Here is a 15,851-nt window from a genome sequence, read left to right as displayed (position 1 = left end):
GTGAATCGACATTCTCTGGTCTGAATTTTGAATGACGCTGATAATTAAGGAGTGAACTAGCAATGGCATCATCGAATGTAATTATTGTGGGCGGCGGTCTCGCGGGATTGATGGCGGCGATCAAATCGGCTGAAGCCGGAGTCCATGTTCATTTATTTTCATTAGTTCCTGTGAAAAGATCACACTCCGTATGTGCCCAGGGCGGCATCAACGGAGCGGTAAATACCAAAGGGGAAGGCGACTCTCCATGGGTACACTTTGATGATACGGTATATGGCGGTGACTTCCTTGCCAACCAGCCGCCAGTTAAAGCGATGTGCGAAGCAGCACCTGGCATTATTCACCTGATGGACCGGATGGGCGTCATGTTCAACCGTACACCGGAAGGTTTGCTTGATTTCCGCCGTTTCGGCGGTACGAAGCATCACCGTACGGCATTTGCCGGAGCGACAACAGGGCAGCAGCTGCTGTACGCACTGGATGAGCAAGTACGCCGCTGGGAAGCAGCGGGTCTCGTAACCAAGTATGAAAACTGGGAGTTCCTGCAAGCCGTTATCGATGACGAAGGCGTGTGCCGCGGTATTGTGGCACAGGATTTGAAATCCATGAAGGTACAGACATTCCCGGCTGAAGCTGTTATTCTGGCGAGCGGTGGTCCTGGTATCATTTTCGGTAAAACGACGAACTCTGTTATCAACACAGGTACTGCTGCAAGTGCAGTGTACCAGCAGGGCGTAAATTATGCTAACGGTGAGTTCATTCAGATTCATCCGACAGCCATCCCAGGTGATGACAAGCTGCGTCTCATGTCTGAATCCGCGCGCGGTGAAGGCGGACGGATCTGGACATACAAAGACGGCAAGCCTTGGTACTTCCTTGAGGAAAAATATCCTTCTTACGGTAACCTTGTACCGCGTGATATCGCGACGCGTGAAATCTTCAGTGTCTGCGTAGACATGGGACTGGGTGTAAACGGTGAGAACATGGTGTATCTTGACCTTTCTCACAAAGATCCGAAGGAGCTGGATGTCAAGCTGGGCGGAATTATCGAAATCTATGAAAAATTCATGGGTGACGATCCACGTAAAATTCCGATGAAAATCTTCCCGGCAGTCCACTATTCCATGGGCGGCATGTGGGTAGACTACAACCAAATGACAAACATTCCGGGGCTGTTTGCAGCTGGTGAATGTGAATATCAATATCACGGTGCGAACCGTCTGGGAGCAAACTCTCTCGTATCCGCGATTTACGGCGGTATGGTGGCTGGACCGAAAGCGGCTGAATATATCAAAGGACTCAAGAAATCGTCCGCAGATATTTCTTCTTCCGTATTCGACGGTTATACGAAGCGCCAGACCGAGAAATACGAAGGTATCCTGAAAATGCAAGGTACCGAGAATGCTTATGTCATCCACAAAGAGCTGGGCGAGTGGATGACAGCGAACATGACGGTGGTACGTTACAACGACAAGCTGGAAGCAACCATCGGCAAAATCAAGGAATTGAAAGAGCGTTATGGCAAAATCAACATGTACGACAACTCCGGCTGGAACAATCCGGGCGCGGCGTTTACCCGCCAATTGTGGAACATGCTTGAGCTTGCTGAAGCAATGACACTGGGTGCACTGCTTCGTAACGAGAGCCGCGGAGCGCACTACAAGCCGGAATTCACGGAGCGTAACGATGAGGAGTTCCTGAAAACAACGATCGCAAGCTGGACGAAGGAAGGTCCACAAATCTCGTACGAGCCAGTGGACGTATCCCTGATTCCACCGCGTATCCGTGACTACTCGAAGGACTAATCAGTACAATTCAGCTTAATCATTCAATAGGTGAACCATTAAGCTGCTGTTCATAATTACAGCAATCCAGCATGAATGGATTGCTGCTTCCAGCAAAGCGACATCCAAGGTGCAAGGGCACAGCGGAGGAAGCGGAAATGGCCGGAAGAAGCGAAGCGTTCGCGTTTATCATCGAATTTTCACCCTGTAGAGGGTGGATCAATAAAATTCGAGGGTAATGGCGATCGAAAGGGTATTCCGCGACCGAAGCGTCCATCCGAGCACCAACAAAAGAAGCTTTGCGCACCAGCAATACAATCATCGTCACCAGAGGAGGGGACAACGATATGGCGGAACAAGCAACAGCAAGCAAAACCGTCAAGTTTATTATCACCCGTCAGGACAGCCCGGAGTCATCTTCGTATACAGAGGAGTTTGAGCTTCCGTATCGTCCGAACATGAACGTGATCAGCGCCCTGATGGAGATTCAGCGGAATCCGGTGAACAAGGATGGCAAGTCCATCGCTCCGGTATGCTGGGAATCCAACTGTCTTGAAGAAGTGTGCGGCGCCTGCTCCATGATTATCAATGGCAAACCGCGTCAAGCGTGTGCAGCTCTGATCGACAAGCTTGAGCAGCCGGTTCGGATCGAACCGATGAAAACATTCCCGGTAGTACGTGACCTGGTCATTGACCGTTCCCGGATGTTTAATGCACTGAAACGTGTGAAGGCATGGATTCCAATTGATGGAACGTATGACCTTGGTCCGGGACCGCGGATGCCTGAGAAGAAGCGTCAGTGGGCTTACGAGCTGTCCAAATGTATGACTTGCGGTGTATGTCTCGAAGCTTGTCCTAACGTGAATGAAAAAACGGACTTTATCGGTCCGGCTGCGCTGTCCCAGGTTCGTCTGTTTAATGCTCACCCTACAGGTGAGATGAATGCAGAAGAGCGCTTGGAAGCGCTGATGGAAGATGGCGGTATTGAAGGCTGCGGTAACTCGCAGAACTGTGTGCGCTCATGTCCGAAAGGCATCCCGCTCACAACGTCTATTGCCGAAATGAATAAACAGACAACCAAGCATATGTTCAAACGCTGGTTAGGTGTATAAACAAGTGTAACGCTGATACAGCGTTCAGCTCTGTTACTTGAAGAAGTCGTGATTCCGCGCAGCAATCGCCGGTATTACGGCTTCTTTTGCCATCCGCCAAAGGAACCGGGTGTTTCGTGCAGAATATGGTATACTACAGGGATGAATACGGCCGTTAACGGTCTTGAAGAAGCCCGATGCGAGGAGGGGGAGAGATGGGACAGACACCGCGTTCACACAGCAGCAGCCCGCCGTCCCGGCGCTTGAGCAGAACGGTCAGTTCGAAGGAACCTCTTTTTCCCGGAGAAGAAAAGGATCATGACCCTTCTCGTCGAAGTTTTCAACTGCGGAAAATCATTATGACCCTGGGAGCAAGTGTGCTGACACTAGGGTACGCGCTATGGGAGCCGCGATTATTACAGATTAGCCACATTAATCTCAAGCTCCCGTCGTTCCCGGCATCGTTTAACGGATTGCGCATCGTTCATTTCAGTGATGCACATCTGGGCTTCCACACCGGGATGAAGGAATTGAGCAAGCTGGCAGCACGAATAAAGGAGCAGCAGCCTGACCTGATCTGTTTTACCGGGGATATGGTGGAGAGGCAGGCCGCACCAATGCGCGAATGTGTATCCGTTCTGGCCTCGATGACAGCGAAATACGGGAAGTTTGCGGTTTTGGGTAATCATGATTATCGAGGTCAGCAGCAGCAGGATGTGCAGAATATGTTTCAGGAAGCGGGCTTTACACTGCTGTGCAATGAGCATGTCATTATTGAAAAAGATGGAGACCAGCTTGCTGTCACAGGTCTGGATGATGCCTTAACGGGCAGCCCTGACCCGGAAGCAGCTGTTGCCGGGCTGAGACAGCGTGTGTGGAAACTGCTGCTTATGCATGAACCGGATTATGCAGATTATGCAGCTCCGTATGGATTCGGATTGCAGCTGTCCGGTCACAGCCATGGGGGGCAGGTTCGTTTTCCTTGGTTTGGTGCAATGACGACCCCGCGGGGTTCACGTAAATATATACAGGGGCTGCACTACACCTCCCGGCATCACATGCCCGTGTATGTGAATCGTGGATTTGGCATGACACTGCTGCCCATTCGTTTTCTGTGCCGGCCTGAGTTGACGGTGCTTCACTTGCGATCGGACAATGAAAGCAATCATTCTTAGGAAGAATGCTAAGATATCAGATTGAATAACAATAACGATATGGACATGAATGGAGGGGAAGTAATGGAGCGAATTGCAATTGTATCCGACATTCATGGCAACATGACTGCCTGGGAAGCTGTGTGGAAAGATATACAGCAGCGCGGCATAGAGAGAATTTTCTGTCTCGGTGACCTTGTAGGCAAGGGGCCGCGGCCAGCTGAAGCCGTGGATCAGCTCAGAGCGGCATGTGAAGTGGTTGTTCGCGGCAACTGGGATGAGCTTGTTGCTGTGAATCAGGATGTGACTGACTTTACGTGGCAGGCTGAACGGCTGGGCACAGATCGAGTGGCTTATTTGGCGAGTCTTCCCTTTAGTTATGAATTGAAGCTGAGTGGACGTAACGTAAGGTTCGTGCACGCTTCACCACAGAGTGTGTATCATCGTGTTCAGCCTTGGGATGAGATGAATAAGAGACTTGCCATGTTTGAGCCCCCAGCTGACGAGGCAGGCTCAGGAATGGCAGATGTGGTCGGTTACGGTGATGTGCATAATGCCTTTCTGCAGTATTTGGATGGAAGAATGCTGTTTAATGCAGGTAGCGTGGGCAATCCGCTGGATATTCCACAAGCCTCGTACTGCATTCTTGAAGGAGAAGAGGGCGAAGACAAACAGAAGCCGTTTAACCTGCAGTTTGTTCGGGTTCCGTATGATATTGAGCAGGAAGTGCAGATTGCACAGCAGCATCAAGTTCCGGCACTGGATGCTTATATTCGTGAACTGCGTTCAGGCATTTATCGTGGATTACAGGGGTAGGGGAAAAATGCAGTATAACCTTCATTATGAAGATGACATACTATAGTGAATGAATCAGATTGTGATAGGATGCCGGATCATCGTCAGAGCATGCTTGTCTTACCGGACTAAAACCCGTTAGGCAAAGGAGAGAGTGCCATGCTTACCCGAGATATGCTGATTCAAGGCTTGCCTGTCTTAGGAACAGAACGCCTTGTCCTGCGCTCATTACGTCAAAGTGATTACAGTGCATTAGCCGAGCTGTTGTCCCATCCGCAAGTCATACGATACGTCAATCGCGGCAGCCAGTCTCCCCCGATACGTGCGAGAAAATTGCTGAACCAGATTCGGAGCAGCAGTACCAAGTTAGATTCACTGCATTACGGTATCTGCTGCAAAGGCAGCGAGCAAGTCATTGGCATTGCGTCCTTCCAGCACTGGAATGATCAAAAAGGTACAGCCCAAATCGGGTACATCCTGAGCAAATTATACTGGGGCAAAGGTTTGGCAACTGAAGCGGTTCATCGTTTGTTAACATTCGGATTTGACGAACTTCACCTGTGGAGGGTTGAAGCACGCTGTTATGAGGCAAACTTGTCCTCAGAAAGGGTGCTCCTTAAAATGGGCATGCTTTACGAACGCAGTCTTCCAGCCTTCGGGCTGAATGATGATGACGACGAGGTCGGTGAGGGTTCCAACTCCATGAACGTCAAGGTGTACGGAATGTCTCGTGGACAGTTCCAATCGGGTGTGAACGGGAAAAGTCTGCATTCGCCAGCATGGGACAACCCTGAAATATCATAGAGTATATCAGGGTATGAGAACTGAAACGAACTTCAATCATTTGTTACACAATTGAAATATAGCTGCAATTGAATTCTAACAGACAGAGGGTAAACTTATCTCATGACCCCCTTTTTGATAATAGATAATGCAGTTGGGACCCGCGATGAGCGGGTTCATTTTTTGTCCATTAAAGTTTCACGAGTCCAGCGAGGCGTGCTAATAAAATAAAAAAAGATCCCCACGTTACTTACGCGGGGATCTTTGTATCTAGACAGCTTTTGTTTTTACAGGGGAACAATCTGCATTTGCTTCTGTTTGAAATAAACCCATTCGGTGAAACCAATTTCCTTCAAACGTGTCCGCACCTGCTCAAGCTCATCCGCAACCCTTCCAGGGATATGTGCATCCGAACCGAAGGTGACTTTTACCCCGTAATGCCGGGCACGTTCCAGAATGGCATCAGATGGGTACCAGCCACCGCTAAGCTTCGTTTTGCCCGAAGTGTTGATTTCGATCGCAACATTGGCTTCGGCAATAATCTGAAGTGTCTCATCAATAGCATGGTCTGCCATAATTTCAGAGAATGGGGGATAGTTACCTTTCATTGCATCAATATGTCCAAGAATCTGGAAGATGCCGCTCCGGGCCGATTGTGCAATTAACTTGTAATACGCTTCCTTAACTTCGATTTTGCGAGCATCCGATAATCCCTTCCAGCGGGTTTTATTGAAAATACTGATCTCCTCTGTGTGATGAACGGAGCCGATAATATAGTCAAATGGATACTGTCCCAGCGTTGAACGATACAGTTCGGCATGGACTGGAAAATAATCGGATTCAATCCCGAGCAGGACATCGATTTTCCCAGCGTATTCTTCTTTAAGCGAGAGCACTTCGGCTACATAATGCTGTAACTCAGATTTACCCATCGCAATTCGTGGATGCGCCTGTTCCAGCTCACTGCCAAAGTAAGGGGTATGATCAGAAATTCCGATGGCCTGAAGTCCCGCTTCAATACCTGCTTCAACGTAATCTCTGATGTTGCCATCCGCATGACCGCAGCGGAAATGGTGCGTATGAAGATCAAATTTCATATGGAATCCCTGCCCTTTCTTTTCATCTATTTAAGTTGAACTAAGGATCTTACACAATCCACTCCGATGACAGAACAACCTTCCAATCGCTGTTATCCCCAGATTTTTTCGATTCCCTTTCCGAAGGGGAAAATCCGGTGATAAAGGCGAAGCTTATGCTTACGATGCAGCTTTCTTGCAGAAAGCTTTTAGCTCCGCTTTTTCAGGTTTTTTCTGTCCTCTCCGTTCACGTGTAAATGAATAGTTCAACTTATCTAGGTTTATTCCGAGCTGATGAATTGAGTTTCCGGCATGCCCTTGAGGTCACTCAGAAATTGATGCATCGCCGAGTTGAGATAACGACTGGATTTGTAGATGACACCTACAGGATGGCTGACCTCCAGTTCACTTAAAGGGATCATACGCAGTGTACCTTGCCGCAGCTCATGTGCTACCGATTGTTTGGAGATAATGGCAGCCCCGAGATCAATCTCAACCATACGTTTCACTTCCTCACTGCTGGACAATTCCATCACAACATTGGGCTCAATATTGTATTTTTTGAAAACAGCTTCTGTAAACCGGCGACCTACCGTATCGGGCGACAGAAGAATCAGAGGCGTGCTTCGCAGCACGTCCACGGCCGCATGTTTTTTCTTCGCGAGTGGATGCGCAGGAGATACGACCAGTTCAAACGTATCATAGTACAGCACAGAGGTACTAAGGTTAGGATTACGTTCAGTAAGGTATCCAATACCGATGTCCACCAAACCATTTTCGACCTGTGTATAGATTTGTGAAGAAGGAAGCGATTGAATGCTGGTTTTGATGAGCGGGAATTGATCCTGAAAGTAGGATAACACCCTTGGCAAAATCTGAATGGCAATGGACGTTGTCGTTCCGAGCACAATGCGTCCTTGTGGGGTTTCATCAAGATCGGACAGCTTCTGTTTTAACTCGTCTACAATATCGAGCATGCGTTCAGCGTGCTCCAGAAAAACCTGTCCGCGATCCGTCAGCGTTACCGGCTGGTTCCGATCAACAAGCACAGTGTTGAATTCGTCCTCCAGGCTTTTGATCTGGGCCGATACAGCCGGCTGGGTCAGGTTAAGGAGTTCGCCCGCTTTGCGGAAACTCATCGTTTTGGAAATGGTGATCAGCGTTTCCAGTTGGCTAATGTTCATATACGGCCTCCTTGCAGCTAAATATCTCTGTATGTCATTTGTCGTGCTGTAAAAGTCCGTGACGGGTACAGTTTCTTTTATATTAAATTATAGGGGATTACGGTCATCAGAGCAATGAAGGGGAATGGGCATATGAAAAGTAGTTCAACAGACTAACAAATATAAGATCAGTTATTATTTAAAATTTTAATCAAATTAAAAATCAGTATAAAAGTCCTACAAGTCTTTAGCAGTTTCAAGATAGTCAAATAATTTTTCCAAAGAAGTGAAATACGGACAAAAACAGCTATAAACATTTGCTATTCGAATGACGATAAATTATAGTGCACATGCTTTGCTGAATTCTTAATGAATTCTCGTACGTGATAAAGTATAATAAATTTAATAAATATGGGACTTTTGGTGGTGTGACCAATAACCCAGTGTGAGGAGGACATAAAAAGTGAAAGCGGAAGTGATAAATCCATTCCTGGAATCGGCACGTAACGTATTTGAACAGCTCATCCAGGTTTCGCCTTCCACCGGGAATCTTGGCGTGAAGAATGTAGAATACATTGCTGACCATGTCTGGATTGTAATTGGAATGACGGGACAGCTGAGCGGAAATATTGTTTTTGGTATACAAGAAACGGTTGCTTTGAAAATTGTTTCAGCCATGATGGGTGGTTTTGTGATCACTGAAATGGATGATATGAGTAAAAGTGCGATCTCCGAGCTGGGCAACATGATCAGTGGGAATGCCAGTACAATTCTGTCCAATCAGGGCGTCGTTGTGGATATTACACCACCTCAAGTGATGCAATCGGAGCATTTAACGTCATTCAGTGCAACGAAAGCGTTAAGTATTCCTCTTCTGATGGATGGCATTGGCGAGATGGATATTCAGGTGATGATCTCGTAAAATAGAAGCATGGCCTTTATGAGGCAAATGTGTTCATTACGGGAGGACATCAACCATGCTGAAAGATCAGGTTGTTTTTATTACAGGCGCATCGAGCGGAATCGGTGCACTTTGCGCACAAATGCTGATCGAGGAAGGAGCCATCCCGATTCTGGCTGCCCGTTCACGGGACAAGCTGGAACAGATTGGTGCTTCACTACAAGGACGGCATGAATTGCTCACACTGGACGTTACCGACAGTGAGCAGGTTCAGACGGCTGTAGACGCGATGTTACATAAATACGGAAAAATTGATATTCTGCTGAATAACGCCGGTTACGGAAAATTTGCTGCCATGACGGACATGTCTGTACAGGAATTTGACGAGATGATGGACGTGAATTATATGGGCATTGTGCGCTGTACCAAAGCGGTGCTTCCACATATGCTGGAACGGGGCACAGGCCAGATTGTGAATGTTGCTTCGATGGCTGGCAAGATTGGAACGGCCAAATCGGCTTCTTATACAGCTACAAAGCATGCGGTGCTTGGATTTAGCAACGCGCTGCGTCAGGAGCTGCGCAAGACGGGCATTACGGTCACGACGATTAATCCTGGCCCTATTGATACACCATTTTTTGATCGCGCAGACCCTTCAGGACATTATGTGAACAATGTACGCTGGCTTATGCTGACACCACAGAACGTAGCAGGCCACATGATTCGGGCGATGAAGAAACGCAAGGAAGAAGTGAATTTGCCAAGGCTGGCGTCCGCTGGTATCTGGCTGTATCAGTTATTCCCGCGGCTTGCCGATCGACTGTCACACGGTGTAATGAATCAGAAGTAGAATGTAACAAGCAGCACCATATATCGGATGATGAAGGGCTCCGCCGAGGGGCTTTTCTTTTTTTTGTGCGGACTTGTACGTTTTCAGAATAAGATTTGGTACACAGGCTTTTTTCGCATATAATGAAAGGTAATGTGATGACAGGTTTTTGTTTTAGTAGACGAATAAATTTAAAGGATGGAATACATGACGAATCAAACTTTTGCATCAATAGGCGTGGCACAGGATTTGGAGGCGCTGCTGGCCCAGCATGGCATTAACGAGCCATCTCCGGTACAGGCACAGACGATTCCGGTTGTTCTGGAAGGCCGCGATGTCGTATCCAAATCGCAGACGGGAACAGGCAAAACGCTGGCCTATTTGCTGCCGCTGCTGCAATCTATCAAGAATGACATTAAAGGCACACAGAAGCTGATCATCGCGCCGACGCAAGAGCTTGCCATGCAAATTGTGCGTGAGGCACAGCGTTATGGAGCAGAGCGCGGCATTGGTGTTCAAGGTCTGATTGGCGGTGCGGCTGTGAAACGTCAGATCGAGAAGCTGCGTGAGCATCCAGAGCTTGTTGTCGGCACGCCTGGACGGTTGAAGGAACTGATTACACTCAAAAAGCTGAAAATGCACAACGTATCCACCATTGTGATCGACGAAGCGGATCAGGTGTTCCAGCTTGGCGGCGTAAGTGATGTGGAATTTGTGCTGAAAAGCGCCTTGCGTGACCGTCAGTTAATTTTCCTGTCCGCAACGATTGACGAGCATACAGCTGCGCTGGCGAAGCGCGAGATGAAAGAGCCCGTGCATATCGGTATTGAACCGGATCGTGCAACAGCGGCAGGACTTGAGCATTATTACTTCGTAGAAGAGGGCCGCAACAAGATTGATCTGCTGCGCCGTCTGGTCAGACAATATAACCCGGATCGGGCCATTGTATTTGTCAATGCAACCGAGGACATCGGTGAAGTTGAAGCGAAAATGAATCACCTGGGACTGTCTGCGGCCGCGTTGTACGGGGATGCCGACAAGGTGACTCGCAGCAACGTACTGTCAGCATTTCGCAACGGTAAAATCCAGTTGCTGATCGCGTCCGAGGTAGCAGCAAGAGGACTGGACATTGAAGGCTTGCCGATGGTCATTAACTTTGATCCGGCTTTCGACTCCGAGCACTACGTTCACCGTGCAGGCCGGACAGGCCGAATGGGGCGTTCAGGCATCGTGCTGTCTATTGTAGATGAGACACAAATTTTCATTATGCGCAAATTCGCTCGGGAACTTGGCATTGAGCTGCAGGAGCGTGTTCTGTTTGGCGGCAAAGTATTGGAGGCTGATCCAAGGCCGGATACTCGCCCGGAGGGGCATTCCTTCTCGCGCAAACCTGGACAGTCCCGCGACCGCAAGCCAGGTCAGGGCAGCCGGAAGCCGGGCCCAAAAGCGACGATCTCCTATCAAAGTTCAACAGGCAGCAAGCCGACTGGAGCTCGTACGGGGCGCGACCAGGATCGCAAAAACAAGGGTGCACCCAAGTGGAGTAAAGACAGAGCACCGCGCTCTGAGGAATAATCGGATGAAAGGGGTGCAGGGATAGATGGAGAACGTTCAATCGCCTGTGCTGCAGATCAGTGGGCTAAGTGGTGGGTACAGTGCCAAAAGGCCAGTGCTGCACGGCATTAACCTGGAAGTGGGACGCGGAGAAATGGTCGGGCTGATCGGATTAAACGGTGCTGGCAAAAGTACAACGATGAAACATATTCTAGGCCTCATGACTCCGCAGCAGGGAGAGGTTCGAGTGATGGGCAAGAAGCGGGAAGAGGATGCACAGATCTATCAGTCCGCGATGGCCTTTGTCCCGGAATCTCCTGAATTATATGATGAGATGACCGTAATGGAGCACCTGGAGTTTACAGCGCGAGCTTACAACGTGTCGGAGGCAGATTTCAAACAGCGGACAGAGAAGCTGCTGAATCTGTTTCGCATGAATGAAAAGAGTACAAGTCTGTCTACACATCTGTCCAAAGGCATGAGGCAGAAGGTGATGATTATGTGTGCGTTTGTTGCCGGGCCACCGCTCTACATCATTGACGAACCTTTTCTGGGACTTGATCCGCTGGGCATCCGTTCCTTGCTGGATTTCATGCTGGAGATGAAAGCAGCGGGATCTTCCATTCTGCTGAGTTCTCACATTTTGTCCACCATCGAAAATTATTGTGACCGCTTTGTTGTACTGCATCGTGGACAGGTTATTGCTCAAGGCACACTGAGCGAGCTGCGTGCCCAGTTCGGGGAGTCTGATACACCGCTGGAGCACATGTTCTACTCCCTTGTGCAAGGCAGGGACTGACATGGATCTCAAGCTGTTATGGAAGCAACGTCGGACAGGTTTCTGGAATGGGATTCTTCCTTATCTGGGTTATGTGATCCAGAGCGGGGTTGCGATGGTCTTTTTATTTCTGGTCATTGCGTTCTCTGCCTGGTACACCTCGTTTGTACAGAACATTCCTGCGGGATTTCCAATTCGCTGGATCGCTTTATTGCTGCTGGCCCCGCTTGTGCTGCTCAGCAGTTACCGTACATATCTGCTTCCGGCGGATATTGTTTTCCTGCGGCCGCAGGAGTACCGGATGCAGGAGTATTTGAAGAACAGCTTTGTTCGGGGCGTTATTTATAAAATGCTGGGGCTGCTGCTCGTATTTCTGACGTTATGGCCGCTATATGTAAGGGCAGATGCAGATGCCAAGCCGCTGGGCTGGTCGATGCTGTTCCTCGTAATATGGAAAGTGCTGTCCAGTTATGGGGCATGGCAAGAGCTGAGGATGGTACAGGCCGGAGCATCCAGAGCATATCGTCTGCTTCGCTGGGCACTGGCCATCCTGGCTGTGGCGGCCTGGCTGTGGCAGCCGCCGTTCCGCAGTCTCTGGTTCTTGCTGCTGCTTGCGGCAGTATATATCGTTGCGCTGCGCGTGCCTGTGAAACATCGTGTCGCATGGGAGCGTCTGATTCAGGTGGAGCAGACGCAGGCGGGCAGAGTGATGCGGACATTAGGCTGGTTTGTGGATGTGCCGTCGTCTGGACAGAAGGTAAGCTCTCGCCGCTGGCTCAGTAAATGGGGAAACGGCCTTCCATGGAATGCAGGGCAGGCTTATCGGTACCTCATGACCAAAACATTCATTCGAACAGAAGTATTTACGATTGTGCTTCGTCTGATCCTGCTTGGCATGCTGTTGTCCTGGTGGACAGCGGGCAGTTACTTTGGAGCCTGTGTGTATCTGTTCTTCCTGCTGCTTGCAGGTATTCAGCTCGGGGTGCTGCGCCGCAGTCACAGTGAATCCTTCTGGATCATGATCTACCCGATCTCAGGGGAGAGTCGCCGCTCGCAGGTGCTCGGTTTTATTTTTCAACTCCATGCGTTCGCCGCAGTGCTGATGTGGCTGCCGATGCTTGCAGCCGGATTTGGAGGTCTTACCGTAACAGGCTCTGCACTGGTGCTAGGCATACTTGTCATCGTGCTCATGCGCCGTTCTCAGGGCAGTAAATGGCTCAAGGAGGAAGAGGACGAATAGGGGTTCTTTCGATCCTGTGCCACCTGCTCGAATGTACTGCAGCTCTGTGTAATTCATACACGCTGCATGTATCCCGAAAAAAAGGTATTTCAGGCTGTATCCTGGAATACCTTTTTTTGTGCGTGCTGCAGTATCAAGATGTCATGTGTGCGGGAAGAGAGGTTTAACTAACAAAGGAAGGATTTTGTGATGATAACGAGCAGGATGAACAGTACAAGAATGGCACCTGTGTTGGTAAATCCTCCGTATCCGCCGCAGTATCCGTATCCGCCTCTTGTATCTTCAACTTGGGACATGGGTCATACCCCTTTCGAGTGATGGTTTGGCACGCCCTTGCGTACATCGTATATTATGTGCCATGGGGGTAGGCTGATTGGGCCCGTGCCCTTTCGTCACCGTTTTGGGCATCTGTCCCGCAGGCAGAGACAGATGCCCTATTGCACAGAAGGTGAGATCAAGGACGAGACGATATGTTGTTTCTGATGTTTGTAATATAGAAAGAACCCTTTGGCATCATAAGCTTGCGCCTAGTGATGCAAAGGGTTCTGTTGTTAAAGCATATTATATTTTTGAATGGTTATATTCTATGTCGTTTGGTTTAGCGCTTTTGCAGATCCTGAACGCCGCGATAGACTGTATCGAACAGTTCTTCCAGACCATTCTCTTCAATACAGGAGAAGGCAATTCGCAGATCGGTTTCACCCAGTGCAATCGTACCAACGCCATATTGATGCAGCAGGTGACTGCGCAGCTCCTCAGCACCAACATGCTTCAGCTTCAGGCACATGAAGTAACCGGAGTTGAACGGATAATACTCCCATACATCTCCATACTTGCCGCTGTCGAGAAGTTCTTTGACTTTGTTGGCGCGGCCTTTCATAATCTCGAATTTCTCCAGCTTCTGCGCTTCAAACTCCGGTGCTTTCAGCGCATCCAGCACAAATGTCTGTGAAGGATGCGGTCCGCTGGAGATGGTTGCACGGATGATGCCGAGTGTTTTTTGCTCCAGGGCATGCAGCACGGCAGCATCCTCATGAGCAAACGTAATAAAACCGACACGGAAGCCCCAGACGAATTCTTCTTTGGTTGCGCCGTCAATTTTCACGGTTAATACACGCGGATGAATATTGGACAGCTTGCCAAACAGGGACTCATGAATGGAATCCTCGAAGAACAAACCGAAATAAGCATCGTCAGTCACAGCGACTACATTTACTCCAGCCTCTGCAGCTTGGCGAATGGCATCTACGATGGCATCTGCTTCAGCGGCACCCGGTGTGTAACCAGTCGGGTTGTTCGGAAAGTTGAGCAGCACGATGGCTTTGCCTTTATCCTTCTGCGCAAGCAGTGCCTGGAGCAATCCGTTGCTGTTAAAGTTCATCTGATCATCAAACAATGGATAATGAACCAACTGGCCGTGACGACGAATTCCGAAAGTCAGCTCGTAGTTCTCCCAGTTTTTATCCGGATATATAACAGCGTCCCCTTCTTCTGTGAACAGGTCGGCTACAATACTGAGTCCATGGGTCAGTGCATTGGTTACAATCGGATTACCGAACGATTTGCCTTCCAGAGAAGGTGTTTCCTTCAGCATCTTGTCTCTCCAGACGGTCCGCAGCTCAGGTTTACCTGCCGGCGGCGCGTAAGGGTACAGATCCTTTGGCTGGAATGCAGACAGCTTCTCCTGAATCACCTGGAGATGCATCGGCACACCACCCTCCAGGGCGATACCAATCGTTGCATTGTAGGTCTTGGCCAGGCTTGCTGCTTCCGCAGATTGACTCAAGATACCTTCTTTCGGAAAATAAATTTCTTTGCCGAGTTGTGACAGCATGGAGTAGACGTAACTGCTGCCGGCCTGAATACTTTCGTTCAACTGTTCAGCCAGTGGATTCATTCTTTTCATCCTTCCAAGTCTTTGTGATTCAACTGCCTAACATTATATCACCTTGACATTCCCCCGTCACGGAAATTACGCAATATGACAGTTATATCACTTCACCGCGTTGTTGTGGATGGAGAAAACATATCCTTTTGGCCCTTACAAGCAAGACTTAGCCGAGTTTACTACTGGTGAAAAGGGCAATATTTCCGCATCATTTCGGCTGTTTCCTGATCTCGGCCTTCATTCCGTTTGTGCAGCTCACCGCTGATGTGCTCGAATCGTTCGGGAGTCAGATTTTGTCCGAATTTGAACTTGGCACTGATTCGATCCGGCACAATCCGAACGACAGCAACGGCTTTCAGCTGTCCTGTATAACGAGGGTCCTCAGCATCAATCGGTGCATAACCGCCTTGCGGCTGAAGCTTTTCCATAAAACGCTGCAGCACTTTTCCTTTTATTTCAAGCTCTTTCACGGGTTCTGCATAACCTGTAGCCATGACACTTTTGAAAAAGGAGGTTGCGGGACAAGCCAGCTCAGGATCACTGAAAAAGGAAGGAATCAGCGAGAATTCCTCTGCAACGGTAAAGCTGACCGAGGAATGCTGTTTGATCTGCTTCATTTTTTCCCCGGCCAGACTGCCATGAAAATAAAAGCACCCATCCATATATACAAAATTCAGCGGTGTCACTCTCGGTTCTCCCTCCGGGCTGACAGTGCCCAGAAATCCGAAGGAGCATTGGTCCAGAAAGGTGATCATTTCCTGTTCTTCTTCTACAGCGAACTCTTTGCGTCTCATATCATTTCCCCCATTATTAGA

Annotated in this window: 16 protein-coding genes; 10 read left to right on the top strand and 6 right to left on the bottom strand. The window is 49.1% G+C overall.

Annotation, left to right across the window (positions count from 1 at the left end):
- Positions 1 to 62: 62 nt before the first annotated feature.
- Positions 63 to 1,805, top strand: a complete 1,743-nt coding sequence (gene sdhA / locus HNR77_RS09090; RefSeq protein ID WP_111269475.1) for a succinate dehydrogenase flavoprotein subunit — start codon at positions 63 to 65, stop codon at positions 1,803 to 1,805.
- 19 nt (positions 1,806 to 1,824) lie between these two features.
- On the opposite strand, the gene HNR77_RS09085 is transcribed toward sdhA, so the two are convergent.
- Positions 1,825 to 2,112, bottom strand: a complete 288-nt coding sequence (locus HNR77_RS09085; protein WP_221443763.1) for a hypothetical protein — start codon at positions 2,110 to 2,112, stop codon at positions 1,825 to 1,827.
- 19 nt (positions 2,113 to 2,131) lie between these two features.
- Between HNR77_RS09085 and sdhB the strand changes: the two genes are divergently transcribed.
- The 4 genes from sdhB (at position 2,132) to HNR77_RS09065 (ending at position 5,628) form a co-directional block, all read left to right on the top strand.
- A complete protein-coding gene (gene sdhB / locus HNR77_RS09080; protein WP_145405362.1) occupies positions 2,132 to 2,896 on the top strand; it encodes a succinate dehydrogenase iron-sulfur subunit in 765 nt (254 codons plus the stop codon).
- A 194-nt stretch (positions 2,897 to 3,090) separates the two neighbouring features.
- Positions 3,091 to 4,050, top strand: a complete 960-nt coding sequence (locus HNR77_RS09075) for a metallophosphoesterase (RefSeq protein ID WP_184182768.1) — start codon at positions 3,091 to 3,093, stop codon at positions 4,048 to 4,050.
- 63 nt (positions 4,051 to 4,113) lie between these two features.
- Positions 4,114 to 4,845, top strand: coding sequence for a metallophosphoesterase family protein (locus HNR77_RS09070; RefSeq protein ID WP_184182765.1), 732 nt, complete (start codon positions 4,114 to 4,116; stop codon positions 4,843 to 4,845).
- A 138-nt stretch (positions 4,846 to 4,983) separates the two neighbouring features.
- Positions 4,984 to 5,628 carry a GNAT family N-acetyltransferase gene (locus tag HNR77_RS09065; protein WP_184182762.1) on the top strand — a complete coding sequence of 215 codons (645 nt, stop codon included), beginning with the start codon at positions 4,984 to 4,986 and terminating at the stop codon, positions 5,626 to 5,628.
- Positions 5,629 to 5,894: 266 nt separating this feature from the next.
- On the opposite strand, the gene HNR77_RS09060 is transcribed toward HNR77_RS09065, so the two are convergent.
- Together HNR77_RS09060 and HNR77_RS09055 are read right to left on the bottom strand one after the other, a co-directional pair.
- The gene (locus HNR77_RS09060) at positions 5,895 to 6,704 is read right to left on the bottom strand and encodes a histidinol-phosphatase (RefSeq protein WP_184182759.1); all 810 of its coding nucleotides are present in this window, start codon (positions 6,702 to 6,704) and stop codon (positions 5,895 to 5,897) included.
- Between the two features lie 260 nt (positions 6,705 to 6,964).
- Positions 6,965 to 7,867 carry a LysR family transcriptional regulator gene (locus HNR77_RS09055; RefSeq protein WP_110897395.1) on the bottom strand — a complete coding sequence of 301 codons (903 nt, stop codon included), beginning with the start codon at positions 7,865 to 7,867 and terminating at the stop codon, positions 6,965 to 6,967.
- Positions 7,868 to 8,309: 442 nt separating this feature from the next.
- Here HNR77_RS09055 and HNR77_RS09050 point away from each other — a divergent pair, with 442 nt between their 5' ends.
- From HNR77_RS09050 to HNR77_RS09030, 5 genes are all read left to right on the top strand, one after another.
- On the top strand, positions 8,310 to 8,768 hold the full coding sequence (locus HNR77_RS09050) for a chemotaxis protein CheX (RefSeq protein WP_145405357.1): 459 nt from the start codon (positions 8,310 to 8,312) through the stop codon (positions 8,766 to 8,768).
- Positions 8,769 to 8,823: 55 nt separating this feature from the next.
- Positions 8,824 to 9,597, top strand: coding sequence for an SDR family NAD(P)-dependent oxidoreductase (locus tag HNR77_RS09045; RefSeq protein ID WP_184182756.1), 774 nt, complete (start codon positions 8,824 to 8,826; stop codon positions 9,595 to 9,597).
- Between the two features lie 186 nt (positions 9,598 to 9,783).
- Entirely contained in the window at positions 9,784 to 11,151 is a 1,368-nt protein-coding gene (locus tag HNR77_RS09040) for a DEAD/DEAH box helicase (RefSeq protein WP_184182753.1), read from the top strand.
- Positions 11,152 to 11,176: 25 nt separating this feature from the next.
- Positions 11,177 to 11,929 (top strand): ABC transporter ATP-binding protein, encoded by a 753-nt coding sequence (locus tag HNR77_RS09035; protein WP_111269465.1) that lies wholly within the window; start codon positions 11,177 to 11,179, stop codon positions 11,927 to 11,929.
- Position 11,930: 1 nt separating this feature from the next.
- Entirely contained in the window at positions 11,931 to 13,148 is a 1,218-nt protein-coding gene (locus tag HNR77_RS09030) for an ABC transporter permease (RefSeq protein WP_184182750.1), read from the top strand.
- 167 nt (positions 13,149 to 13,315) lie between these two features.
- Here HNR77_RS09030 and HNR77_RS29925 read toward each other — a convergent pair whose 3' ends face one another.
- From HNR77_RS29925 to HNR77_RS09020, 3 genes are all read right to left on the bottom strand, one after another.
- The gene (locus HNR77_RS29925) at positions 13,316 to 13,444 is read right to left on the bottom strand and encodes a YjcZ family sporulation protein (RefSeq protein ID WP_221443762.1); all 129 of its coding nucleotides are present in this window, start codon (positions 13,442 to 13,444) and stop codon (positions 13,316 to 13,318) included.
- Between the two features lie 302 nt (positions 13,445 to 13,746).
- A complete protein-coding gene (locus tag HNR77_RS09025; protein WP_184182747.1) occupies positions 13,747 to 15,045 on the bottom strand; it encodes an aminotransferase class I/II-fold pyridoxal phosphate-dependent enzyme in 1,299 nt (432 codons plus the stop codon).
- A 170-nt stretch (positions 15,046 to 15,215) separates the two neighbouring features.
- A complete protein-coding gene (locus HNR77_RS09020) occupies positions 15,216 to 15,830 on the bottom strand; it encodes a pyridoxamine 5'-phosphate oxidase family protein (RefSeq protein ID WP_184182744.1) in 615 nt (204 codons plus the stop codon).
- Positions 15,831 to 15,851: the final 21 nt, after the last annotated feature.

This window comes from Paenibacillus sp. JGP012, assembly GCF_014203995.1.
Taxonomy (GTDB): Bacteria; Bacillota; Bacilli; order Paenibacillales; family Paenibacillaceae; genus Paenibacillus; species Paenibacillus silvae.
Note: the sequence above shows the minus strand (reverse complement) of the source record. Positions and strands in the feature narration are given on the sequence as shown.